General features: G+C 56.7%; 23 protein-coding genes. 17 read left to right on the top strand and 6 right to left on the bottom strand.

All coding sequences use genetic code 11. The features are described 5' to 3' along the window. Nucleotides 1–463 (top strand): YqhG/Tai3 family protein (locus C5687_RS14180; protein ID WP_146086282.1); only part of this gene is annotated, 463 nt, incomplete at its 5' end. Between the two features lie 78 nt (nt 464–541). On the opposite strand, the gene C5687_RS14175 is transcribed toward C5687_RS14180, so the two are convergent. After that, nucleotides 542–1,471: a LysR family transcriptional regulator gene (locus C5687_RS14175; RefSeq protein WP_104557168.1), complete on the bottom strand. Its 930-nt coding sequence runs from the start codon at nt 1,469–1,471 to the stop codon at nt 542–544. Between the two features lie 90 nt (nt 1,472–1,561). Between C5687_RS14175 and C5687_RS14170 the strand changes: the two genes are divergently transcribed. The 4 genes from C5687_RS14170 to C5687_RS14155 all read left to right on the top strand — a co-directional run bounded on the left by C5687_RS14170 (nt 1,562) and on the right by C5687_RS14155 (nt 4,408). Then, nucleotides 1,562–2,038, top strand: a complete 477-nt coding sequence (locus tag C5687_RS14170; RefSeq protein WP_104557167.1) for a GNAT family N-acetyltransferase — start codon at nt 1,562–1,564, stop codon at nt 2,036–2,038. A gap of 132 nt (nt 2,039–2,170) precedes the next feature. Next, the gene (locus C5687_RS14165) at nt 2,171–2,443 is read left to right on the top strand and encodes an ElaB/YgaM/YqjD family protein (RefSeq protein WP_025759954.1); all 273 of its coding nucleotides are present in this window, start codon (nt 2,171–2,173) and stop codon (nt 2,441–2,443) included. Nucleotides 2,444–2,583: 140 nt separating this feature from the next. Further along, nucleotides 2,584–3,324, top strand: coding sequence for a DeoR/GlpR family DNA-binding transcription regulator (locus C5687_RS14160; protein ID WP_104557166.1), 741 nt, complete (start codon nt 2,584–2,586; stop codon nt 3,322–3,324). Between the two features lie 16 nt (nt 3,325–3,340). Beyond that, a complete protein-coding gene (locus C5687_RS14155) occupies nt 3,341–4,408 on the top strand; it encodes an oxidoreductase (RefSeq protein WP_104557165.1) in 1,068 nt (355 codons plus the stop codon). A gap of 73 nt (nt 4,409–4,481) precedes the next feature. Here the strand turns inward: C5687_RS14155 and cybB are convergent, their stop codons facing one another. Further along, the gene (cybB, locus tag C5687_RS14150) at nt 4,482–5,012 is read right to left on the bottom strand and encodes a cytochrome b561 (protein ID WP_059386590.1); all 531 of its coding nucleotides are present in this window, start codon (nt 5,010–5,012) and stop codon (nt 4,482–4,484) included. 189 nt (nt 5,013–5,201) lie between these two features. Between cybB and gap the strand changes: the two genes are divergently transcribed. After that, nucleotides 5,202–6,203 (top strand): type I glyceraldehyde-3-phosphate dehydrogenase, encoded by a 1,002-nt coding sequence (gene gap, locus C5687_RS14145; RefSeq protein WP_104557164.1) that lies wholly within the window; start codon nt 5,202–5,204, stop codon nt 6,201–6,203. Nucleotides 6,204–6,251: 48 nt separating this feature from the next. On the opposite strand, the gene C5687_RS14140 is transcribed toward gap, so the two are convergent. Continuing rightward, complete coding sequence (locus C5687_RS14140; RefSeq protein WP_095440707.1) at nt 6,252–7,046, bottom strand: YdcF family protein; 795 nt, start codon at nt 7,044–7,046, stop codon at nt 6,252–6,254. A 222-nt stretch (nt 7,047–7,268) separates the two neighbouring features. Here C5687_RS14140 and C5687_RS14135 point away from each other — a divergent pair, with 222 nt between their 5' ends. From C5687_RS14135 to C5687_RS14120, 4 genes are all read left to right on the top strand, one after another. After that, a complete protein-coding gene (locus C5687_RS14135) occupies nt 7,269–8,921 on the top strand; it encodes an MFS transporter (protein ID WP_059386593.1) in 1,653 nt (550 codons plus the stop codon). A gap of 22 nt (nt 8,922–8,943) precedes the next feature. Then, the gene (locus C5687_RS14130; RefSeq protein WP_025759962.1) at nt 8,944–10,023 is read left to right on the top strand and encodes an HlyD family secretion protein; all 1,080 of its coding nucleotides are present in this window, start codon (nt 8,944–8,946) and stop codon (nt 10,021–10,023) included. Next, on the top strand, nt 10,023–11,402 hold the full coding sequence (locus C5687_RS14125) for an efflux transporter outer membrane subunit (RefSeq protein ID WP_104557163.1): 1,380 nt from the start codon (nt 10,023–10,025) through the stop codon (nt 11,400–11,402). The genes C5687_RS14130 and C5687_RS14125 overlap by 1 nt, the downstream gene beginning before the upstream one ends. Before the next feature lie 101 nt (nt 11,403–11,503). After that, nucleotides 11,504–12,163, top strand: a complete 660-nt coding sequence (locus tag C5687_RS14120; RefSeq protein WP_059386596.1) for an O-methyltransferase — start codon at nt 11,504–11,506, stop codon at nt 12,161–12,163. A 52-nt stretch (nt 12,164–12,215) separates the two neighbouring features. Here the strand turns inward: C5687_RS14120 and hrpA are convergent, their stop codons facing one another. After that, on the bottom strand, nt 12,216–16,118 hold the full coding sequence (gene hrpA / locus C5687_RS14115) for an ATP-dependent RNA helicase HrpA (protein ID WP_104557162.1): 3,903 nt from the start codon (nt 16,116–16,118) through the stop codon (nt 12,216–12,218). A gap of 205 nt (nt 16,119–16,323) precedes the next feature. On the opposite strand from hrpA, the gene azoR reads away from it, so the two are divergent. Together azoR and C5687_RS14105 are read left to right on the top strand one after the other, a co-directional pair. Continuing rightward, on the top strand, nt 16,324–16,929 hold the full coding sequence (azoR, locus tag C5687_RS14110) for an FMN-dependent NADH-azoreductase (protein WP_025757907.1): 606 nt from the start codon (nt 16,324–16,326) through the stop codon (nt 16,927–16,929). A 90-nt stretch (nt 16,930–17,019) separates the two neighbouring features. Next, the gene (locus C5687_RS14105; RefSeq protein WP_104557161.1) at nt 17,020–17,706 is read left to right on the top strand and encodes an RluA family pseudouridine synthase; all 687 of its coding nucleotides are present in this window, start codon (nt 17,020–17,022) and stop codon (nt 17,704–17,706) included. 7 nt (nt 17,707–17,713) lie between these two features. Here the strand turns inward: C5687_RS14105 and C5687_RS14100 are convergent, their stop codons facing one another. Further along, nucleotides 17,714–18,253, bottom strand: a complete 540-nt coding sequence (locus tag C5687_RS14100; protein WP_104557160.1) for a DUF2058 domain-containing protein — start codon at nt 18,251–18,253, stop codon at nt 17,714–17,716. Nucleotides 18,254–18,393: 140 nt separating this feature from the next. Between C5687_RS14100 and C5687_RS14095 the strand changes: the two genes are divergently transcribed. The 3 genes from C5687_RS14095 to C5687_RS14085 all read left to right on the top strand — a co-directional run bounded on the left by C5687_RS14095 (nt 18,394) and on the right by C5687_RS14085 (nt 21,019). Beyond that, nucleotides 18,394–18,852: a GNAT family N-acetyltransferase gene (locus tag C5687_RS14095; protein ID WP_104557159.1), complete on the top strand. Its 459-nt coding sequence runs from the start codon at nt 18,394–18,396 to the stop codon at nt 18,850–18,852. Between the two features lie 140 nt (nt 18,853–18,992). Beyond that, nucleotides 18,993–19,967, top strand: a complete 975-nt coding sequence (locus C5687_RS14090; protein ID WP_104557171.1) for a DUF1852 domain-containing protein — start codon at nt 18,993–18,995, stop codon at nt 19,965–19,967. 23 nt (nt 19,968–19,990) lie between these two features. Beyond that, nucleotides 19,991–21,019, top strand: a complete 1,029-nt coding sequence (locus C5687_RS14085) for a methionine synthase (protein ID WP_021241377.1) — start codon at nt 19,991–19,993, stop codon at nt 21,017–21,019. 5 nt (nt 21,020–21,024) lie between these two features. On the opposite strand, the gene C5687_RS14080 is transcribed toward C5687_RS14085, so the two are convergent. Then, complete coding sequence (locus C5687_RS14080) at nt 21,025–21,957, bottom strand: LysR family transcriptional regulator (protein WP_104557158.1); 933 nt, start codon at nt 21,955–21,957, stop codon at nt 21,025–21,027. Nucleotides 21,958–22,050: 93 nt separating this feature from the next. On the opposite strand from C5687_RS14080, the gene C5687_RS14075 reads away from it, so the two are divergent. Further along, nucleotides 22,051–22,485 (top strand): DMT family transporter, encoded by a 435-nt coding sequence (locus C5687_RS14075; protein WP_045284328.1) that lies wholly within the window; start codon nt 22,051–22,053, stop codon nt 22,483–22,485. A gap of 3 nt (nt 22,486–22,488) precedes the next feature. Beyond that, nucleotides 22,489–22,947, top strand: a complete 459-nt coding sequence (locus C5687_RS14070; RefSeq protein ID WP_095449679.1) for a DMT family transporter — start codon at nt 22,489–22,491, stop codon at nt 22,945–22,947.

The following is a 22,947-nucleotide window of genomic DNA, read 5'->3' as shown; positions in this document are numbered from 1 at the left end:
TTCAACACAAATGGATGCGCCGGAAAAACGTACTCATGACTTTTACCAGTTTTACCTCACTGCTTTCGTTACAGACAGCAAAGAAGATAATCTCGATTCACCAAAAATGCGTGACTATATTGCGCATGACACGCTCTCCCGACTGCAGAAAATTTCCTCTCTCTACGAACAAGAAATTATCGGTTCTGATTATTTTACCTATACGCAGGACTATGCGGCGGAGTGGATCCCTGACCTAAGCGTAAGCAATGCGATAAACTCGGTGTCCGGAAAAGTTGTTAACGTCGACCTGGGTACAGGTAATGGGCAAAAACAGCGGTTAAACGTGTATCTGCGTAATGAAGACGGTAAATGGAAAATTTATCGCGTCACCGATGCGAGCCATCATTTCGAACAGTATATTTTTGACGACAGGGCGATTGCTGCCGCACAACGATATACGGCCAGTATAACTTCTCCATAATTAGCAAGATTAACAGTCTCCACGCCTGGAATATTGCGATACCCCCTTGCTTGCCGGGTGGCGCTGCGCTTGCCTGGCCTACTCTCCCCTGCAAGCCTGCGCCAGCGTTTGCAGTTCTTCCTTAAGCCAGCGTGTCGCGCCCCGCTGACCGCTGCGTTTATGGGAGTAAATTTTCACCTCAAATCTTCGTATTGAGAACGGTAAGTCAAAAATTTTAATATCCACTGCCGCCATCAGCTTCTCGGCCGCATACCGTGGAATGGCCATCAGCAGATCGCTTTCCGCCACGATAAATGGCGCGCTGAGCATCGACGGCGTTTTGATCGCAATGTGTCGGGTATAGCCTAACTGCTCGAGCCGCACATCCAGAACGCCCTGTTTCTCATTCCATGGCGTGACCACCAGATGTCGGGCCGCGAGATAATCCTCCAGCGTCAGCCGCGTTCGGCTCGCGCTGCTGATGACCACATACTCATCTTCAAACCAGCCGATCTCTTCCAGTTCCGGATGACGAATATCCTCCGGCGTACTAAATCCCAGCGCCAGATCCACCTCGCCCGCCAGCAGTTCCGTCAGCGCCGGGCTGTGCGGCAGGTAGCGCAATTCAAAACGTAATCCCGGGGCAGACAGCTGCAGGGTGTGCATCAGGGCCGGGAAAATGCACAGCGCGGTAAAATCGGTAATTGCAATCTGTAAGCTCTCAGTACTGCTGGCCGGGTCAAACGCCGGCTGCGGAGTCAACTCGTGGTTAAGGAACGACAAAGCGGAAGCAATGGAAGGCGCAAGTTGAGAAGCATACACGCTGGGGGACATGCGGTGCCCTTCGCGAAAAAAGAGCGGATCGTTCAGGGTCGTACGTAAACGCGACAGCGCATGGCTGAGTGCGGACGTGCTCATCGCCAGCTCGTCAGCGGCCAGCCGAACGGAGCGGTAGCGATATATCGCATCAAAAACAGGCAGCAGGTTTAAATCAAGACGTCTCAGGGCCGGATGCATAATATTCATCATTGGTTGATTTCATTGCACTTAATTCTTCGGACAATACTCCGTATGCTTAACGCCATCAATCAACACACAGGCAAAAAAGCAGGAAAAATCATGAATATCACCCTTCGCCGGGCCCGTCCCGACGATGCAGCAGCCATTTACGCCATGATCTATGAGCTGGCAGTGTATGAGAAAGCGCCGGAAGCCGTCGTCACCATCCCGGATGAGATCCGGGAAACGCTTTTTGGCGAAGGCAGTAAAACCGAAGCGTTGATCGCTGAGTGTGAAGGACAAATTGCTGGCTATGCCGTGTTCTTCACCAGTTATTCAACCTGGCTTGGCCGCAACGGGATTTATATGGAAGATCTGTATGTTTCCCCGGCGTACCGCGGCCTGGGTGCGGGAAAAGCACTGCTGAAACATATCGCGCAACTCGCCGTACAACGGCAGTGCGGTCGCCTTGAATGGAGCGTGCTGGACTGGAACCAGCCCGCCATCGACTTTTACCTGAGCATTGGTGCACTGCCGCAGTCTGAGTGGGTGCGTTATCGTCTGGATGGCGAAGCGTTGCTGAAATTTGCCGAATAGCGGCGTCGCGTGTAGTGTCGTTTCAGGCACAGAGATATCCGAAAACAGCCGCATTGCGGGCCGAATTTAGCCCTGCGGGCCTCACATCTGTTAAGAGAGGCTATCCTTTACCTGTTAACAAAAGGAGGCACAATGTCTGATTTCGGTACTGATAAAAATACCCAGTTTGCTGAAGACAAAGCAAAAAATAAGCTTGATGAACTGACAGGTTCAGCGCAGCAGCAATTTGGTGAGTTCGTGGATTCACCAAAGCATCAGGTAAAAGGTGCCGCTAAAAAGTATGCCGCACAGGCCAGCGATGCCGTCTCCGATGTCACTGAAGCTGTCAGAAATAACCCCCTCACCGGCCTCATCGCCGCGGGAGCGGTGGGTATTGTGCTCGGCCTGTTGCTGGGTCGCAAATAATCAAAGGCCCTTCGGGGCTTTTTTTTCGCCCTCTGCCTGTCGCTTCCCGTTTTTCCTGTTTGCTCCCGACATCGTTCTTCCCTCTGCGTCAAAATGCTGTATTATGCAAACTATTGCGACATTTTGCAGGATTGCAGCCCATGCACAAAACCGCTCGTCAACGCTACGTCCTCGATCTCCTCAGTGAGCAAGGCCAGGCCAGCATCACCGAACTGGCAGAGAAGCTGCAGGTATCAGCCGACACCATCCGTCGGGATTTGACCGACCTGGAAAACCAGGGCCTGGCGCAGAAAAACCACGGCGGGGCCATCGCCCTGAATCTCTCCGCCATGAATCGTCAGGGCCGCAACACGCTGCTGCCGGAAACCAAACAGCGCCTGGGTAAACAGGTCGCACAGCAGGTTCCTCCGGGTTCCACCCTGTTTCTGGATGCCGGAAGCACGGTGATGGCAGTCGCCACCTTCCTTCAGGGGCCGCTGACCGTCATTACCACGTCGCTTGATATCGCCCAGAATTTTAGCGAGCGGGAAGACATTGAACTGATCCTGCTCGGCGGGAAATGGGACCCAAAACAACGCCTGTTCGCCGGAAGTGCAACGTTGTCGCTGCTGTCCCGGTATCGGGCAGATATTGCCATTCTCGGCGCGTGCGCCATTCATGCCGAACTCGGCCTGAGTGCCGGCAAAGAAGCGGATGCCGAGGTTAAACGCGCGATGCTTGCCGCGAGTCATGCCCACTGGATTGTCGCCGACCATCTGAAAGTCAACCGCTGTGAACCGTATCTGGTTTCGGGGCTATCCGGCATTCAACAACTCTTTTTAGATCGTCCCTGGCCTGAGCTTGGGGACCCTGGCGCATTGCAGGTAACGGTGTGCGCGTAATAACGTGGAGAAGGTCATGAGTACAGTTCAAACAATCAACATTGCGCTGATCGGGTATGGATTCGTCGGTAAAACGTTCCATGCTCCGCTGATCCAGTCTGTGGACGGCATCAGGCTGGCCGTGGTCTCTTCCAGGGATGAAGAGAAGGTGAAACGCGATCTGCCTGACGTGCTGGTGGTGGCCACGCCGGAAGAGGCGATTCAGCACCCGGACGTCGATCTGGTGGTGATCGCCTCCCCCAATGCCACGCATGCCCCGCTGGCAACCCTGGCCCTGAATTCAGGGAAACATGTGGTCGTGGATAAGCCCTTCACGCTTGATATGCAGGAAGCCCGGGATCTGATCGCCCTGGCGGATGAAAAGCAGCTTCTGCTCTCCGTCTTCCACAACCGCCGCTGGGACAGCGATTTCCTCGGCATTAAGCAGATTATTGAGCAAGGCACGCTCGGCAAGGTTAAACATCTGGAGTCACATATCGACCGCTTCCGCCCGGAAGTGCGCGTGCGCTGGCGCGAGCAGAATGTCCCCGGGAGCGGTCTGTGGTTTGACCTGGGTCCGCACCTGATCGACCAGACGCTGCAGCTCTTTGGCCTGCCGCAGACGGTGCAGGGGAATATTGCGACGCTGCGCGACGGCGCAGAAGTTAACGACTGGGCGCACGTGGTCCTGAACTACCCGGAGCATAAAGTTATTCTGCACGCCAGCATGCTGGTGGCTGGCGGAACAGCACGCTTTGCCGTCCACGGGGACAAAGGCAGCGTGGTGAAAGCCCGAATCGACCAGCAGGAGGCGCAACTGCTGTCTGGCGTCATTCCGGGCAGTGAAGCCTGGGGGGAAGACAGTGACAGTATGGTGTTCTATGGGGCTGATGGCGCACCGCAGACCATTACCACACCGAAAGGCGATCAGCGCCAGTATTACATCAACGTGCGCGATGCCCTGCTCGGGAAGATCGCCAACCCGGTGCATCCAGTTGAGGCGTTAGCGGTGATGGCGGTGCTGGAAGCGGCGGTGAAATCGTCGGAGACGGGGTCAACGCAGCCGCTGGCGTTAACGGCTGAAGAGCGTGCTCTGCTGGGTTAAAAACAAGCCGGGTGGCGGCTACGATGCAAATGTAGGCCGGGTAAGCGCAGCGCCACCCGGCAAGCGTTAAAGACTACTGACGCTTTTTCGGCATCATGCGAAGAAGCGTATTGTCCTTCCAGAAGTAGTGATGCATCAGCGCTGCGGCGGCATGCAGGCCAATCACAAAATAGCCCAGATTTGCCAGCGTCTCGTGCCACTCTTTCAGCGTATCCACCAGGTCAAAATTGGACTCCGCCGCATGCGGCATCGTCATGCCAAAAGCAAACCAGTCGCTCCCCCGGTTGTACATCATCACAATGCCAATCAGCGGCAGCGCGATAAACAGCAGATACACCACCAGATGCCCCAGATGGGAAAGGCCTGTCACCATCGCTTTTGGCTTCGGTTGAATCGGTGGCGCGCGGAATTTCAGACGCACCAGCAAACGGGTCACCATCAGCACCAGGATACTGATACCGCAGGACACGTGGATCATATTGATCGCCGGGCGTGCGGTTCGCGGGAAGAAGCCTTTAAACTCCATCGCGCAGTAGGCGACGATGATTAACAGAAACACCAGCCAGTGAATCGCAATCTGCAGGCTTGTATATTTAGTACGCATGGGATTTCCTGAAAAAAAACAGTCACCGCGCCAACATAATCCCCTTTCCTTAAAAATTCATTAACTTTACTGTATGGTTTTTCAAATACTTCCTCGCGCATGAAGCATCTTCAATTGCCGCCCTGCCCGTCATGGTCTAAGCCTGGATGAGTTCAAACTGTCGCACCGACACGTTTACAGGAGAACACCATGAGTAAAATTGGCATTAACGGATTCGGGCGCATCGGACGTCTCGTCCTTCGTCGCCTGCTTGAAACCCAGGACAGCAACACCGTCGTCGCCATCAACGATCTTACCTCGCCCAAAGTGCTGGCCTATCTGCTCAGGCATGACTCTAACTACGGCGGTTTCCCGTGGAGTGTGGATTTCACCGAAGACGCGCTGATTGTGGATGGCAAAACGATCGCGGTGTACGCCGAAAAAGAGGCCCGACATATCCCGTGGAAAGCCGCCGGGGTGGATATCGTCGTCGAATGCACCGGTTTTTATACCTCTGAAGAGAAATCCCGGGCGCATCTGGATGCGGGTGCCCAAAAGGTGCTGATCTCCGCCCCTGCGGGCGAGATGAAAACCATTGTCTTTAACGTGAACGACGATACCCTCGACGCCAGTGATACCATTATCTCCGTCGCCTCCTGCACCACCAACTGCCTCGCCCCGTTGGCAAAAGCCCTGCACGATGCCTTTGAAATTAAAGTCGGTACCATGACCACCATTCACGCCTATACCGGTACGCAGGCGCTGGTGGATGGCCCGCGCGGGAAAGATCTGCGCGCCTCGCGCGCCGCGGCAGAGAACATCATTCCGCACACGACAGGGGCCGCGAAAGCCATTGGCCTGGTGATCCCGGCCCTCAGCGGTAAACTCAAAGGCCACGCCCAGCGCGTGCCGGTCAAAACCGGTTCGGTAACCGAGCTGGTCGCTGTTCTGGGGAAAAAAGTGACGATTGAGGAGATCAACGCCGCGCTAAAAAAAGCGACCCAGGGCAACAAATCCTTTGGCTATACCGATGAAGAGATTGTGTCGTCGGATGTGATCGGCTCGCATTACGGTTCGGTATTTGACGCCACGCAGACGGAGGTCAGTGAGGCTGGCGATCTGCAGCTGGTGAAAACGGTCGCCTGGTATGACAACGAATATGGTTTTGTCACCCAGCTGGTGCGTACGCTGGACAAGTTTGCTGCACTGTAACCGGAAACCTGCCCGTTTGCAGTAAAGGTGATGCAAACGGGCAGTAATTTACAGCAGGGCGCGGCTCGCGAGCGCCTCTGTCAGAATCGCATCGTTACGTAAGATTTGCCATGCGGTTTCCACCTGCGCGGGTATCGTCACATGGGCGATAAAATCACGCCCGGCCGGTCCGTAACCGTTAACATCGTCGCGCAGACGCGGCAGTTCACCCAGTACCAGTGACAAATAGCGTTCAACCGGCCACAGCCCTTCCCCTCTCCCGCTGAAGACCAGTCCATCGTTGCTGTTACGTAACACGGGTGTCAATCCGGGATGGCTTATCCATTCTGGTGCGGCAGGTTCATCCCGGCATACACGGGCAAACGTTGCCATTGTGCGCCGCTGCATGGTGGGGTCCTGCACCACCAGCACGCGTTCAGGAGCAAGATGAAGATGTTTCATCAACGCCCGGCTAAACCGTGCGTTCTCACCACAGTTGGTTGACTGCTCTTCCACAAAAATGCGCTCTGCCGGAATATGCCAGAACTGACGGGCGATATCGGCCAGAATGGCCGCCTCCGCACGGCCTGCCGTGGGGACGATGTGATAGTGCGGGTGTCTGGCAACAGCGGCATAGAGGAAGGCGGTTGAATGTCCTATTCCCCCGCTAATCATCAAAGGCACACCCTGCTCGGCCGCCAGGCGACAGGCGGCATCAATGGCAGGAATGACAGCATTACCCGCCAGAATGACCAAATCAACGGGCTGCCCCGGCTGCAGGTCATCCTGTGCCAGCCAGTGTCCTACGGTGTTAATGGCACTTAGCGTGTCAGCGGGCACGCAGGGGAAAAAAGTCGGTATCATCATCATCTCCTTACAGCATCTGCGGTTAGCGTACCGCACTTAGCGCCGCAAAACAGGCTTTCATGGCTAAAGTTCGTCTGGTCAGGCCGCTCTTTTTCCTTAAACTTCTTATTCAACATTTGATTAACATGCGTAAATCATATTCACTTGAATTATGATTTAAGGCAGACGTAGAATCGCGAGCCCGTTAATTTTTCAATTTTTTCAAAGGTAAACAACGTTATGCGCCTGCCCGAACGCGACCCTTATGCTCCTCGCGAGTGGCAGCCACACGAGAAACCGGCACTGCTGGGGTCACCCTCCACGCCAAACCACAGTACGCCCAAACGGGTTGCCTACGGCGTCGTTGGCCTGCTGGTCTGCCTGACGGGTGCCCTGGGCAATGCGGTGGTCACCGCCAACCTGCAAAATCTGCAGGGTACCTTCGGCGCCTGGTCTACGGAAATCGCCTGGTTACCGGCGGTCTATGTGATGACCAACATTTCCATTAACCTGCTGCTGGTGAAATTCCGCCAGCAGTACGGTTTACGCGCCTTTACGGAAGGTTTTCTGGTGCTGTATGTGCTGGTCACCTTTTTCCACCTCTTTGTTAACGATCTCAGCTCGGCGCTGATGGTCCGCGCCGCGCACGGTATGGTGGCCGCCGCGCTCAGCTCGCTGGGGATTTACTACCAGATCCAGGCCTGGCCGGCGAAACATCGCCTGAAAGCGCTGACTATCGGCATCACCGGATCGTCACTCGCCATCCCTCTCGCCCGCCTGTTTTCGACCGAGCTGCTGCAGCTGGACGAGTGGCGCGGGCTCTATTTCTTCGAACTGGGGCTGGCGCTGATCTCCCTCGCCTGCGTGATAGCCTTAAAACTGCCGCCGGGTGACCGACGAAAGGTTTTTGAGAAAAAAGACTTTATCACCTTCTTTTTAATGGCCCCTGGAATGGCCCTGCTCTGCGCCGTACTCTCTTTAGGCCGTCTTGACTGGTGGTTCGAGGCGCCGTGGATCGGCTGGTCGCTGGCGCTATCGCTGGTGCTCATTGTGGCGGCCATCGTCTTTGAACATAACCGCAGCAACCCGCTGCTGAACACCCGCTGGTTGTCGAGCGGCAGCATCGTTCGTCTGGGGCTGATCATGCTGCTGATCCGTATCGTGCTGGCCGAGCAAAATACCGGCGTCATCGGCTGGCTGCAGTACGTGGGTTTACAGAACGAGCAGATGACGCATCTGGCATGGTCCATTTTCGCCGGTATCGTCTGCGGGATCGTCACCAGCTGTCTCACCATCAAGCCGACGAAACTGGCGTGGCCGATAATCACCTCGCTGGCGCTGATGATTGTTGCCTCGCTGCTGGACAGCCAGTCTAACAATTTGACCCGACCGGATCAGCTGATGCTGAGTCAGTTCCTGTTGGGCTTTGGCAGCGCTTTCTTCCTGGCTCCGGCAATGCTGGCCGCCATCGGCGGCGTGATCGCCGACCCGCGCAACCTGGTCAGCTTCTCGGTGATGTTTGGCATGAGCCAGAACCTCGGCGGTCTGCTGGGCTCCGCTATTCTCGGTACCTTCCAGACCTGGCGCGAGAAGTACCACTCCAGCCTGCTGGCGGACCAGCTCACCACGCTCAACCCGCTGGTCAACGAGCGGATCCAGCTTTATACCCAGATGTACAAAAGCCTGATTGGCGACAGCGCGCTGCTGGGCACCCAGGCGATAACGCAGCTGCAAACGGTCACCAGCCTGGAAGCGAATATTCTGGCCTACAACGATACTTATCTTCTGACCGCCAGTATCGCTGCCGCCACGCTGGTCTGGATTTTATGGCGCTTGCTGCGCCTGCGCATCACTGCCCGTATGGCGCTTAAGAACGCCACCGGCAACAAATAATTGAAATATTTCTGGAGAATTTATGAGTCAGCAGGATGCCGCCAAAGAGCAGGCCAACACCCGCAAAAATGTGCGCATTGTTTCCGTTTTCACTGCCGCCGCCATCGGTATCGTCGGCGTGCTGGTGATCCTTTACGCGTGGCAGCTTCCGCCATTCACCCGCCATGCCCAGTTTACCGACAACGCTTACGTGCGCGGCCAGACGACGTTTATCAGCCCGCAGGTGAACGGTTATATCACTGAGGTGCACGTTCAGGACTTTGTACAGGTCAAAAAAGGCGACCTGCTGCTGCAGATTGATGACCGTATTTATCGTCAGCGGGTGCATCAGGCCGAGGCCCAGCTGGCGATGAAAATTGCCGCCCTGAATAACAATCTGCAGCAGCGTAAAAGCGCTGAGGCCGTCATCGCCAAAAATGACGCCGCGCTGAAAAATGCCCGCGCCCAGAGCCTGAAAACCCAGGCGGATTTAAAGCGGGTGAAAGAGCTGACGGCTGACGGTTCGCTTTCCATTCGTGAACGCGACGCGGCGTTGGCCAGCGCCGCCCAGGGCAGCGCGGATATCGACCAGGCGAAAGCCGCGCTTGAGATGTCGCGTCAGGATCTACAGACGGTGATTGTGAACCGCGGTGCGCTGGAAGCGGATGTTGAAAATGCCAAAGCGGCGCTGGAGCTGGCGCAGATCGATCTGCAAAACACGCGTATTGTGGCCCCGCGCGACGGCCAGCTTGGTCAGATCGCCGTGCGTCTCGGTGCCTACGTGACTGCCGGGACCCACCTCACCACCCTGGTGCCGCCGCAGCACTGGGTCATCGCCAATATTAAAGAGACCCAGCTCGCGGAGCTGCGCGTCGGCCAGCCGGTGAAATTCACCGTCGATGCCCTCAATAACAAAGCCTATCAGGGTCGCGTGGAGAGTATCTCTCCGGCAACCGGCGTAGAATTCAGCGCCATCACGCCGGATAACGCCACCGGGAACTTTGTCAAAATTGCCCAGCGTATTCCGGTGCGCATTGAGGTGCTCGGTAAGCCAGAAGATTCCGCGCTGCTGCGTCCGGGCATGTCGGTACAGGTGACCATTGATACGCGGGAGGCGAAGTAATGATCCTTCGCCCGATAGCCGCGCTGGTGGTGGCGGTCATGCTGGCCGGATGCCAGTCCGTTGATGTCAAACCGGCTCAGCCGACGCTGCACATCCCCACGCAATGGCGCACTGTCTCCGGCCCTGCCAGCCCGACGGAGCAGCTCTGGTGGCGCAATTTTCATGATAACCACCTGAACCGCTATGTGGACCAGGCGCTTGGGCATAACAGCGATGTCCTGATCGCCCGCGAACGGATAAACGAGTATCAGGCGCGGGTCTATGCTGCCGACGGCAGCCTGTTTCCCTCGCTCGATGCCGGCATAACCGGGACACGCGCCCGTTCGCAGTCCGCCGCGACCGGGCTGCCGGTTTACGGCACGCTGTACAGAGGGAGCCTGACGGCGAGCTATGACGTGGATATCTGGGGCGTCAACCGCAGCACGTCTCGTGCTGCCGAAGCCTCGCTGGAGGCGCAAAAAGCCGCCGCTGGCGCCGCGGATTTAACCGTCGCGTCGTCCGTGGCATCCGGGTATGTCACCCTGCTCGCCCTTGACGAACAGCTGCGGGTAACCGAGTCCACGCTGAAATCACGCGAAGAGGCATTTAACCTCGCGAAGCGTCAGTTTGAAACGGGCTACAGCTCGCGCCTGGAGCTGATGCAATCGGATTCCGAACTCCGTTCAACCCGGGCGCAGGTTCCGGTGCTGCAGCATCAGATTGCACAGCAGGAGAATGCCCTGAGCTTGCTGCTGGGAAGTAACCCGGGCGACGTGGCGCGCAGCGAAAGCTTTGCGGCGCTGACACCGCTGAAATTGCCGTCACAGCTGCCTTCTGCGCTGCTGAACCGCCGCCCGGATATCGTCCAGGCCGAACGACAGCTGGTGGCAGCGGATGCCTCGCTTGCCGCGTCGCGCGCCAGCCTGCTGCCGTCGATCAATCTCACCGCAAGCGGATCGATACAGGATCGCACGCTTTCCGGCCTGCTGGATAACCCGCTGCAGCTCTGGAGCGCAGGGGGAAGCATTCTCGCGCCGCTCCTGAACCGCCAGGCGCTGAATGCGCAGGTGGATATTTCACAGTCCCAGCGTAACCAGGCGTTGTACGCCTATGAGAAAACCGTGCGAAACGCGTTTGCCGAAGTGAACAACAGCCTTGATGCCATTACGCGCTATCAGGAACAGCTGACGGAACTGCTTGCCCAGCAGGATGTCGCCCGGGAGACCCTGCGCATTGCGCAGAACCGCTATCGCAACGGCTATTCATCCTATCTCGACGTGCTGGACGCGCAGCGCACGCTGTTCTCGGTGCAGACCAGCGTCGTGCAGGTGAAAAATAATCTGCTGCTGGCGCAGATTGATTTGTACAGTGCGCTGGGCGGCGGCTGGGTCAGTGCCTGAAGACCTGCCCGGTGGCACTGCGCTTACCGGGCCTGGATTTCGTCCCGTAGGCCGGGTAAGGCGCAGCCGTCACCCGGCGATTACCCGCAAGGAGTCAATGTATGCAACAACAGTGGTCTGCAGTCGATAATTTCATGATTTCGTCGCTTATTCCTGAAGATGACATCCTTAATCAGGTCCTGGAAAATAACAAACGCGCCGGACTCCCCGAACATGATGTAGCGGCCAATCAGGGTCAACTGCTGGCGCTGTTCGTGCGCATGACGCAGGCGCGGCGTGTTCTGGAGATCGGTACACTGGGGGCTTACAGCTCTATCTGGATGGCACGCGCGCTGCCGCCGGACGGAAAGCTGATTACGCTTGAGGCCGATCCTACGCATGCCGACGTTGCGCGCCAGAATATCAACCTCGCGGGGCTGAACGAACGCATTGAATTGATTGAAGGCCCGGCCCTGAACTCTCTTGAAAAGTTCGGTGACATTCCGCCGTTCGACCTGATCTTTATTGATGCCGATAAGCCAAACAATCCCGGCTATCTTGAATGGGCGCTGCACTACTCCCGTCCGGGTACGTTGATCATCGGCGATAACGTGGTGCGCGAGGGCGAAGTGATTAACGGGCAAAGCGACGACGCGCGGGTGCAGGGCGTGCGTCGGTTTATCGAGATGACTGGAGATAACCCGCGCTTAACCGCCACCGCGCTGCAAACGGTGGGAGTTAAGGGGTGGGATGGGTTTACGCTGGCGATTGTGAACGGGTGAGGCCTGATGCCCTCACCCCAGCCCTCTCCCACAGGGAGAGGGAGAAACCGGTTTAACCGGAGATCTGCTCCATCGCCTGCAGAATACGCTTATCCGAAATCGGATACGGCGTACCTAGCTGCTGGGCAAAGAAGCTGACGCGCAGCTCCTCAATCATCCAGCGGATCCCCTGAACGTCTTCATCGTCGCGGCGCGCAGGCGGCAGCTTGTTCAGCCACTGCTGCCACGCCTGCTGGACGCTCTCCACTTTCAGCATCTGGGCGCGGTCGCGATGCGGGTCGATGGCCATTTTCTCCAGACGTTTTTCAATCGCCTGCAGATAACGCAGCGTATCGCCGAGACGGTTGAAGCCGTTGCCGGTAACAAATCCGCGATACACCAGCCCCGCCATCTGCGCCTTCACGTCCGACAGCCCCAGCGCCATGGTCATATCCACGCGCCCTTTCAGGCGCTTGTTGATATTGAACACGGTGGTGAGGATCTGCTCCACCTGCTTCGCGATGTCCACCACGGTGTCGTTCAGCTCCGCACGCACCTTTTCATGAAGCTGGGCAAAGCCCTCTTCTGTCCAGACCGGGCCGCCCGCCTCGTGGATAAGTTTGTCCACGCCGCAGGAGATGCAGTCGTCAATCAGATCCAGCACTTTACCGTACGGGTTAAAGTACAGCCCCAGCTTGGCTTTGTTCGGCAGCTTCTCGTGCAGATACTTGATCGGCGACGGGATGTTCAGCAGAAGCAGGCGACGCAGCCCGCGCCACATCATCTGCTGCTGTTCCTGCGGGTTATCAAAAAGCTTGATCGCCACGCTGTCGCGCTCGTCCACCAGCGCCGGCCAGGCCTTCACTTTGTAGTTACCGCGCTTCTGCTCGTAGCTTTCCGGAAGCTGACCAAAGCTCCAGATATGCAGCCCGCTCTGCTCAATGCCGTCATCCGCCACCGCAGAGAGCGTCTCCTGAACTTTGCCTTTCAGCGCCTCTTTCAGTTCGCCGAGCGAACGCCCTTCCAGCAGCTTTTTGTTTTTGTCGTCCACCACGCGGAAGCTGATTTTCAGGTGATCGGGCACCTGATCCCAGTTCCAGTCTTCGCGGTCAATGGTGGTTCCGGTCATGCGGCGGAACTCACGCTCCAGCGCATCCAGCAGCGGCAGCTCCAGCGGCGTAACGCGGCCTAAAAATGCTTCCGCGTAGTTTGGCGCAGGCACAAAATTGCGGCGCACCGGTTTCGGCAGGGATTTGATCAGCGCAATCACCAGCTCGCGACGCAGTCCAGGGATCTGCCATTCAAACCCGCTCTCATCCACCTGGTTTAACAGCGGCAGCGGAATGTGGACGGTCACGCCGTCCGCGTCTGCCCCCGGCTCAAACTGATAGGTAAGACGCAGCTTGAGGTTGCCCTGGTGCCAGAAGTTCGGGTAGTCGAGTTTGCTGACCGACTCCGCCCCCTCTTTAATCAGCATGCTCTTTTCGAAGTTGAGCAGGTCCGGCGTCTCTTTGCTGGCCTTCTTCCACCAGCTGTCGAAGTGGCGGGCGGAGATGACGTCGTGGCTGATGCGCTGGTCGTAAAACTCGAACAGCGCTTCATCATCCACCAGAATGTCGCGGCGGCGGGATTTATGCTCCAGCTCTTCTACTTCGGCGCGCAGCTTGAGGTTTTCACGGAAGAACGCGTGGCGCGTCTGCCAGTCGCCCTCCACCAGCGCATGGCGGATAAACAGCTCGCGGCACAGCGCCGGATCGATCTGGCTGTAGTTGACCTTACGCGCGGCCACCACCGGCAGACCATAAACGGTCACTTTCTCGGTCGCCATCACCGCCCCCTGCGCGCGCTCCCAGTGCGGCTCGCTGTACGAACGCTTCAGCAGGTGCTGCGCCACCGGCTCAACCCATTCTGGATCGATACGCGCGGCAATGCGTCCCCACAGGCGGCTGGTTTCCACCAGCTCCGCGACCATGGTCCACTTCGGCGGCTTCTTGAACAGGCCGGAACCCGGGAAGATGGCGAAACGGGCGTTACGCGCGCCGGTATACTCCTGCTTCTCGGCGTCTTTCATCCCAATGTGGGACAGCAGGCCGGTCAGCAGCGCGATATGGATTTCGCGGTACGCCGCCGGTTCGCTGTTGACCGGGATCCCCAGCTCTTTCACCACCTGGCGAAGCTGGGTGTAGATATCCTGCCACTCGCGCACGCGCAGGTAGTTGAGGAAATCCACGCGACACTGGCGACGGAACTGGTTCGAGGAGAGCGCTTTCTGCTGCTCGCCGAGGTAGTTCCACAGGTTCACGAAGGCGAGGAAATCGGACTCTTTATCGTGGAAGCGGCGGTGTTTTTCGTCAGAGGCCTGCTGTTTGTCCATCGGACGCTCGCGCGGATCCTGAATGGAGAGCGCCGAGGTAATGATCATCGCCTCGCGCACGCAGCCGTGTTTCTGCGCTTCCAGCACCATACGCGCCAGGCGCGGGTCGACCGGCAACTGGCTGAGCTGGCGGCCCAGCGGCGTCAGCTTGTAGACCGTCGCCTGCTCGTCGGTGGTGATCGCCCCGAGCTCTTCCAGCAGACGTACGCCGTCCTGAATGTTGCGTTTGTCCGGCGCTTCGACGAACGGAAACGCCGCGATATCGCCCAGCCCCAGGGCAGTCATCTGCAGGATAACGGACGCCAGGTTGGTGCGCAGAATTTCCGGGTCGGTAAACTCCGGGCGCGACAGGAAATCGTCTTCGGAATAGAGGCGAATACAGATCCCTTCCGACACACGCCCGCAGCGGCCTTTACGCTGATTGGCGGAGGCCTGGGAGACGGGCTCAATCGGCAGGCGCTGGACTTTGGTGCGGTAGCTGTAGCGGCTGATGCGCGCCGTACCCGGATCGATAACGTATTTAATCCCCGGCACGGTGAGCGAGGTTTCCGCCACGTTGGTTGCCAGGACGATGCGGCGTCCGCTGTGCGGCTGGAAGACGCGATTCTGCTCGCTGTTCGACAGACGCGCGTATAGCGGCAGGATCTCCGTGTGGCGCAAGTCGCGCTTGCTGAGGGCGTCGGCGGTATCGCGGATTTCGCGCTCACCGCTCATGAAGATCAGGATATCCCCCGCGCTTTCGTTGCCCAGCTCGTCAACGGCATCAAAAATAGCCTGCAGCTGGTCGCGCTCGGTATCATCCGCCTCTTCGACGATCGGGCGATAGCGCACTTCCACGGGATAAGTGCGTCCTGACACCTCGATAATCGGTGCATTGTTGAAGTGCTTCGAGAAGCGTTCCGGGTCAATGGTCGCGGAAGTAATGATAACTTTCAGGTCCGGGCGACGCGGCAGCAGCTCTTTCAGATAACCGAGCAGGAAGTCGATGTTCAGGCTGCGCTCGTGCGCTTCATCGATAATGATGGTGTCGTACTGCATCAGCAGGCGATCCTGCTGAATTTCCGCCAGCAGAATACCGTCGGTCATCAGCTTGACCATGGTGTTATCGCTGACATGATCGCTGAAGCGCACCTTGTAGCCGATGCAGCCGCCCGGCTCCGTCTGCAGCTCTTCTGCAATACGGTTCGCGACGGTACGCGCCGCCAGACGACGCGGCTGGGTGTGGCCAATCAGGCCTTTGATCCCGCGGCCAAGCTCCATACAGATTTTCGGCAGCTGGGTGGTTTTTCCCGAACCGGTTTCGCCTGCGACAATCACCACCTGATGGTCGCGCACGGCCTCAAGAATGTCCTGTTTTTTCTGGCTGACGGGCAGGTTTTCCGGGTAGGTAATCGCCGGACGCGCGGCTTCGCGCAGCACAACTTTCCCTGCTGCCTGTTCAATCTCTTTCGCCATCTCCTGGTAAATGGCCTGTTGTGCATCAGGATTTTTAACCTTCTTCACGCCGTGCAGACGCCTGGCGAAGCGCTGTTTGTCGCGCAGCGTCAGAGAATCGAGTTGTTGCAGGAGCATCGGGAAGGTGAATTTTTGTTGTTCTGTCATAGCGTTAAAGGGCAGTACACGCCCTGATAAACTCTCTTTTTAATGATTGCTTTAGAGTACCACATTGACGCCTTTCGCGCCTTATTCAAAAAATTCGAACATAGACTTCGATATATTGCGCTATCTCTGTGGCAGGATTGTGAATAGAGTGTCAACAAGCAACGGGGCAACCCCCTTCAATCAAATGCAACAACAGGAATCACCCATGAGCAAAGTATTAGTTTTGAAATCCAGTATTCTGGCAGGGTACTCTCAGTCTGGTCAGCTGTCTGATTACTTCGTTGAACAGTGGCGTGAACAGCATTCCGCTGACGAAATCACCGTGCGTGACCTGGCAGCAAACCCGATTCCTGTGCTGGATGGCGAGCTGGTTGGCGCACTGCGCCCAAGCGACGCACCGCTGAGCCCGCGTCAGCAGGAAGCCCTGGCCCTGTCAGACGAGCTGATTGCTGAGCTGCAGGCGCACGACGTTATCGTGATCAACGCCCCAATGTACAACTTCAACATCCCGACCCAGCTGAAGAACTACTTCGACCTGGTGGCCCGCGCTGGCGTAACCTTCCGTTACACCGAGAATGGCCCGGAAGGTCTGGTGAAAGGTAAACGCGCTATCGTGCTGACCAGCCGTGGCGGTATCCACAAAGATACCCCAACCGACCTGGTAGCGCCGTACATGAGCCTGTTCCTGGGCTTCATCGGCATCACTGACGTGAACTTCGTGTTCGCTGAAGGTATCGCTTACGGTCCTGAAGTGGCGACCAAAGCGCAGACCGACGCGAAAGCCGCAATCGACAGCCTGGTTGCCGCTTAAGATTTCCCCCTCTCACCGCCCGGTGGGAGGGTTTTTCTTTTCCCCCGCATTTCGTTATCATCCGCTCCCACTCTCCAGCCCGGCGGCCTGATGTCTGCGATTATTGATTCTTTTATTGCCCCACCGTGTCACGACGACATTGCGATCCTCTGGCAGGATAAACATCTGCTGCTGATCAATAAGCCTTCCGGTCTGCTCAGCCTCTCGGGCAAAAATCCGCAAAACCGCGATTCTGTACACTATCGTCTGGTTCAGACCTTCCCCGGCTGCACGCTGGTGCATCGTCTGGATTTCGGCACGTCCGGGCTGATGGTGGTTGCGCGCAATAAGTCCATTAACGCTGCGCTCTGCCAGCAGTTTAGCCAGCGCAGCGTGGAGAAAGGTTACAGCGCCCTGCTTTGCGGACATCTGGAAAACGATGAGGGAGTCATAGACGCGCCCATTGCCAAAGACCCGGCGCTGTTCCCGTTAATGTCGATCTGCGCTACAACCGGAAAACCGGCCCGCTCCCGCTACCGGGTAGTAGAACGTTTTTATCAGGAGACGGGCGTACCGTTAACGCGGGTAACGCTGACCCCGGAGACCGGGCGCACCCATCAGTTGCGTATTCACTGCCAGCAACTGGGGCACCCAATTCTGGGGTGCGATCTGTATGGCGGGCTTGACGTGCCGGGCACCGAAACGGTACCGCGGCTAATGCTGCATGCAAGCGTTCTGAATTTTATTCATCCCGTGAGCGGTGAGCCGGTTAACGCCCGTCACGCCGCCCCGTTCTGACGGTGATTTACCACATCAAATCGTCCGGGATTTTGAAGTCCGCGTACGGATCGTCTTCGTCCTGCTCGTCCTGACTGAGCGCGCTGTTTAACACGATGCTGTCGGCATCGCGCTGGGCAATTTTATCGGCCACCACCGCCGGAATAATCGCGTATTCACAGTCGCCGCTGGCGTTGATGACCAGCCGGGCAATCGCCAGACGGCCGTTGATCAGTAGAGTCTGCGTCTGCTTATCAACTTCGAGCTTTTTGATCACATTACCGTCGGTAAAGTTAAAGGTGATATTGCCTTTCGCCACGGTGATACGGTTCATCTCAATCAGTTGCTTCACCTGCGCTTTGAACTCTTTCGCCAGCACGGCCTGCTTCTGCTGCTCGCTCAGCAGCTTGTCACGCTCGATCTGCGCTTTCTTATTCTCTTCGACCGCTTCCCGGGCCTCACGCGCCTGAACGCGTGATTTCTTGGCCGTGCGCTGAACTTTTGCCGCTTTCTTGCTGCTGACCAGGCCTGCTTTCAGCATCTGCTCTTGTAAGGTGAGTTTTGTCATGATTGTTTCTAAACCGGTTGGAAATTTTGGGGATTATAACGTCATTACGCGCGTGCCGAAACATAAGTAAAACATAGGACAAGTCACCCTAACTGTCTGATAATTTAACGGCTGTAAACAATCCGCAATGGAACCATCCCATGATAACGATTAACACCGCAGACCTGCATGCCTGTGAATCCCTGCTTTTGATTGAAAATTTGTCATCAGAACTGGCAACGATCACCGGGGATAGCGGTACGCGTCATTTTGCAGTTGACTCAATGAAGGGTGAACGCGCTGTGTGGGTTATCGCCAGAAATGCAACAGGTGATGCCGTAGGATGTGCGGCATTGCGCCCGCTTACCGAACAGGTTGCCGAGCTAAAGCGCATGTATTCAGACAGAAGCGAACCCGGAATTGGTCAGGCTTTACTGGCTTTCCTTGAAGCCTCTGCGCAACGTTTAGGCTACGGTGAAATCTGGCTTGAAACCCGGAAAGTGAACAGGCGTGCTGTGAACTTCTATGAGCGCAATGGCTACCGTGCGATCGACAACTATGGCCCCTACATCGGCAGGCAAGAAGCCATCTGTTTCGCTAAAAAAATCATGATGACCTGACACGATCAGAATATGTGATCAGCATCATGAACTTCCCTCATGTTGCGTTGAAATTAAGTCACTTCCCCTGTGCCGCGGGCTCAGGCATAAATTATGCATCGGTAACTTCTTGGCAACATGAACTTAGGATGCATAACCACATGAGCAAAGCTTTCACATATACCCTTAAGCGCAGTTGCTTCGATGAGAATTACAACCCGTCAGAAAACACGCGTACCACCACCAACTTTGCCAACCTGGCGCGCGGGGAAAAGCGTCAGGAAAATCTGCGCAATACGCTGGTGATGATCAACAACCGCTTCAACGCCCTGGCGCGCTGGGATAACCCCAACGCCGATCGCTACGCGGTTGAACTGGAAATCATCTCTGTCGACCTGAATATCGGCGCGGAAAAACCGTTCCCGGCCATTGAGATATTGCAAACGTATATTATCGACAAAAAACTCAACCTGCGTATTCCAGGGATTGTCGGCAATAACTTCTCGTCTTACGTGCGGGATTATGATTTCAGCGTCCTGTTGCTGGAACACAACAAGAACCAGCAACACTTCACTATTCCGGCAAAGTTTGGCGAACTGCACGGCAATATTTTCCGCCACTTTGTGAATTCACCTGAATACAAAGAGAACTTCAGAAAAGCACCGGTGATCTGCCTGAGCGTCTCCAGCAAGGATACTTATCGCCGCACGGGCAACCAGCACCCCATTCTGGGCATTGAGTATCTGCCGGAGGGCGAATCCTTAACGGAACAGTACTTCGGGAAGATGGGTCTGAGCGTGCGCTATTTCATGCCGGAAAATAGCGTGGCGCCTTTCGCATTCTTCTTTACCGGAGATTTGCTGAATGATTACACCGATCTGGAACTGATCGCCACCATCAGCACGATGGAAACATTCCAGAAAATTTATCGCCCGGAGATCTATAACGCCAACTCGGCGGCGGGCCTGTGCTATCGACCGGATCTGAACCAGCAGGATCACTCATTAACCAAAATTGTGTATGACCGTGAAGAGCGAAGCCGCCTGGCCATTGAACAGGGTCGGTTTACCGAAGAATACTTTATTAAGCCTTACAAACATATTCTTGAGCAGTGGTCTGATAACTACACGCTTTAATTCATCCAAAAAGGTCTTTTATTATGAAAACATTGCTCCCGACGTCCACCGCTGGCAGCCTGCCTAAGCCGACCTGGCTTGCGCAACCTGAAACGCTCTGGTCACCGTGGAAATTACAGGATCAGGAATTACTGGCGGGTAAACAGGATGCGCTGCGCTTATCGCTGGATGAGCAGATCCGCGCGGGAATTGATATCGTCAGCGACGGGGAACAGACCCGCCAGCACTTCGTCACCACCTTTATTGAACACCTGAGCGGCGTTGATTTTGAGAACCGCCAGACGGTGCGCATTCGTAACCGCTATGACGCCAGCGTGCCGACCGTAGTCTCTGCCGTCGCCAGGCAGAAACCGGTCTTCGTGGACGATGCCAAATACTTACGCCAGCTCACGGATAAGCCCATCAAATGGGCCCTGCCGGGGCCGATGACCATGATCGACACCCTTTACGACGCGCACTACAAAAGCCGCGAAAAGCTGGCCTGGGAATTTGCCAAAATCCTCAACCAGGAGGCGAGAGAGTTAGAGGCCGCAGGCGTCGATATCATCCAGTTTGACGAACCGGCGTTTAACGTCTTCTTTGACGAGGTCAACGACTGGGGCATCGCCGCGCTGGAACGCGCCATCGAAGGGCTGAAATGCGAAACCGCAGTACACATCTGCTACGGCTACGGCATCAAAGCCAATACCGACTGGAAAAAGACGCTGGGTTCAGAATGGCGACAGTACGAAGAGGCCTTCCCGAAGCTGCAGACCTCTAACATCGACATCATCTCCCTGGAGTGCCACAACTCTCGCGTGCCGATGGATCTGCTGGAGCTGATCCGCGGTAAAAAAGTGATGGTGGGCGCGATTGATGTGGCAACCAACACGGTTGAAACGCCGGAGGAAGTGGCCGATACGCTGCGTAAAGCGCTGCAGTTCGTTGATGCCGACAAGCTTTACCCTTCCACCAACTGCGGCATGGCCCCTCTCTCCCGCCAGGTTGCTAACGGCAAGCTGAAAGCGCTCAGCGCCGGCGCAGAGATTATCCGCCAGGAGCTCGGCGCGTAATCCCCTTACGCTTGCCAGTACGGCGGCGAACCAAAACGCTCGACGTAATAATCAATCACCGCCCTGACGTTCAGGGGCGGATGTCGGGCATCAGGATAAATCGCCGCGATAGCCTGTTGTTCCGTATTAATGGCGCACTCCAGCGCGGGCAGAAGCGGGATCAGCTCGCCGCGCTGGAGGGGCTCGCTCAGCAGCCAGTCCGGAAACAACACAATCCCCATTCCGCCCAGCGCCGCCGCCAGTAACGCTTCCGCATTATTTGAGGTCATCAGTGGCGTAACGGGATAGTGCATCCACGCCTCGCCCGGCCTGCGAAACAGCCAGCGGTTAGGCCCCGACGATCCGCGATAAACAAGACAGTGATGCCGGGTCAGTTCGTCGGGACCGTCCGGCGCACCGTGTTTACGCAGGTATTCTGGCGATGCGGCCAGGTGATACACCTGCTGACCGAACACCCGGGCGCGAAAAGAGGAGTCGGTCAGCACGCCAATGCGGAAGATCACGTCGGCAGCATCCCGGTGCGGGTCGATAAAATCATCGGTCAGCGTCAGCTCTACGCTGAGTCGGGGGTAGCGTTCCGCCAGACCGGGAAGCCCCGGTGCAATGTGCTTCTGGCCGAAAAATACCGGTCCGTTAATACGTATTACGCCAGACGGCTCCACCGCGCGGGCGTCCAGCTCCCGTCGCGCCTCTTCCAGGTTTTCCGCCATCGAGCGGGCATAGCGAATAAAAAGATGGCCGCTTTCCGTGGGGATAACGGCCCGCGTATTGCGATAGAAAAGCTGCTGCCCCAGCGCATCTTCAAGCTGGTGGATCACGCGGGATATCTGCGAGGCCGAGATCCCGTGGCGCCGCGCGACGACGGAGAAATTCTGCGCTTCATACACGTCAATAAAGATCAGCAGCGCGCGGATGTTGATGTTACTGGCGTCGACCATTAATGCATACCTTGCAAAGGTGTTTACTGCATTATGGCATTTTTCTCACTAAGCTTGCGACGTAATCTTCTTCCCCTGAAACGGAGGAAAGATATGCAGTTTGTTTTGATTTTACTGGTGATTGCCGGCGGGATGGGCCTGTCCGTTGAGGCGGGGTTGCTCGGTCCGCTGGGCAGTGAAGTTGGGGATTTATGGGCGACGTTCAGCATTTTTGGCGTCGGTGCCGCGCTAACGTTTCTGTTGATGTTGTTTTTTAGCCCTCGCAATAGCCCGTCGTTTTTTGCTCAGCCCGGCTGGCAGTTGCTCGGCGGCGTGCTTGGCCCTGTGTATGTGGTCATTCTGACCGTTGCGACACCCGCCATCGGCATCGCCATGACCATGATCGGCATTCTGGCCGGTCAGGTCTTTAAAAGCCTGATCATTGACCACTATGGTCTGCTGGGGACACCGCACAGGAGAATAAACGCGAAACGCATTATCGCGCTGGGTTTCATCATTGCGGCACTGGTTCTGGTCGCACAGGGGTAACGTATGACACTGATTATGATCCTTCTGGCCGTCTGCGGCGGCGCGACGCTGAGCATCCAGGCTGCAATCAACGGACAGCTCGGCAGCAGCGTGGGCGTATTTAAAAGTGCGTTTCTGACCTTTTCCGTCGGCGCGCTGGTGACCGCCCTGCTGATTTTCTTCGTTGAGCCTAAGCAGGCCATTACGCTGCTGGACGTGCCAAAATGGCAGCTCCTCGGCGCGATGTTCGGCGTGCCCTATATCGTGATAATGGTGCTGGCCGTGCAGCGGATCGGCACCGCCGTCGCCACGGTGGCGGTGATCTTCGGCCAGCTCGCGATGAGCATGCTGATTGATCACTTTGGCTGGCTGGGTAATCCCGCCATTCCGTTTTCAACAAGTCGTCTCGGGGCGGTAGTTTGCCTGGGTATTGCGCTCTGGTTCATTTACTCGGGCAGTAAAACCCACCGCGCCCGCGACTAG

The sequence above is a fragment of the Enterobacter sichuanensis genome (assembly GCF_002939185.1).
Taxonomy (GTDB): domain Bacteria; phylum Pseudomonadota; class Gammaproteobacteria; order Enterobacterales; family Enterobacteriaceae; genus Enterobacter; species Enterobacter sichuanensis.
The sequence above is the reverse complement of the archived record's forward strand: the minus strand, read 5'-3'. Positions and strand labels throughout refer to the sequence as shown.

Coding starts and splice junctions, on each gene's coding strand:
- C5687_RS14125 (WP_104557163.1), top strand. CDS start 10,023: ATGATCCTTCGCCCGATAGCCGCGCTGGTGGTGGCGGTCATGCTGGCC.
- C5687_RS14075 (WP_045284328.1), top strand. CDS start 22,051: ATGCAGTTTGTTTTGATTTTACTGGTGATTGCCGGCGGGATGGGCCTG.
- C5687_RS14095 (WP_104557159.1), top strand. CDS start 18,394: ATGATAACGATTAACACCGCAGACCTGCATGCCTGTGAATCCCTGCTT.
- C5687_RS14170 (WP_104557167.1), top strand. CDS start 1,562: ATGAATATCACCCTTCGCCGGGCCCGTCCCGACGATGCAGCAGCCATT.
- C5687_RS14165 (WP_025759954.1), top strand. CDS start 2,171: ATGTCTGATTTCGGTACTGATAAAAATACCCAGTTTGCTGAAGACAAA.
- C5687_RS14070 (WP_095449679.1), top strand. CDS start 22,489: ATGACACTGATTATGATCCTTCTGGCCGTCTGCGGCGGCGCGACGCTG.
- C5687_RS14100 (WP_104557160.1), bottom strand. CDS start 18,253: ATGACAAAACTCACCTTACAAGAGCAGATGCTGAAAGCAGGCCTGGTC.
- C5687_RS14135 (WP_059386593.1), top strand. CDS start 7,269: ATGCGCCTGCCCGAACGCGACCCTTATGCTCCTCGCGAGTGGCAGCCA.
- C5687_RS14080 (WP_104557158.1), bottom strand. CDS start 21,957: ATGGTCGACGCCAGTAACATCAACATCCGCGCGCTGCTGATCTTTATT.
- hrpA (WP_104557162.1), bottom strand. CDS start 16,118: ATGACAGAACAACAAAAATTCACCTTCCCGATGCTCCTGCAACAACTC.
- C5687_RS14120 (WP_059386596.1), top strand. CDS start 11,504: ATGCAACAACAGTGGTCTGCAGTCGATAATTTCATGATTTCGTCGCTT.
- C5687_RS14085 (WP_021241377.1), top strand. CDS start 19,991: ATGAAAACATTGCTCCCGACGTCCACCGCTGGCAGCCTGCCTAAGCCG.
- C5687_RS14140 (WP_095440707.1), bottom strand. CDS start 7,046: ATGATACCGACTTTTTTCCCCTGCGTGCCCGCTGACACGCTAAGTGCC.
- C5687_RS14175 (WP_104557168.1), bottom strand. CDS start 1,471: ATGATGAATATTATGCATCCGGCCCTGAGACGTCTTGATTTAAACCTG.
- C5687_RS14160 (WP_104557166.1), top strand. CDS start 2,584: ATGCACAAAACCGCTCGTCAACGCTACGTCCTCGATCTCCTCAGTGAG.
- C5687_RS14155 (WP_104557165.1), top strand. CDS start 3,341: ATGAGTACAGTTCAAACAATCAACATTGCGCTGATCGGGTATGGATTC.
- azoR (WP_025757907.1), top strand. CDS start 16,324: ATGAGCAAAGTATTAGTTTTGAAATCCAGTATTCTGGCAGGGTACTCT.
- C5687_RS14130 (WP_025759962.1), top strand. CDS start 8,944: ATGAGTCAGCAGGATGCCGCCAAAGAGCAGGCCAACACCCGCAAAAAT.
- gap (WP_104557164.1), top strand. CDS start 5,202: ATGAGTAAAATTGGCATTAACGGATTCGGGCGCATCGGACGTCTCGTC.
- C5687_RS14090 (WP_104557171.1), top strand. CDS start 18,993: ATGAGCAAAGCTTTCACATATACCCTTAAGCGCAGTTGCTTCGATGAG.
- C5687_RS14105 (WP_104557161.1), top strand. CDS start 17,020: ATGTCTGCGATTATTGATTCTTTTATTGCCCCACCGTGTCACGACGAC.
- cybB (WP_059386590.1), bottom strand. CDS start 5,012: ATGCGTACTAAATATACAAGCCTGCAGATTGCGATTCACTGGCTGGTG.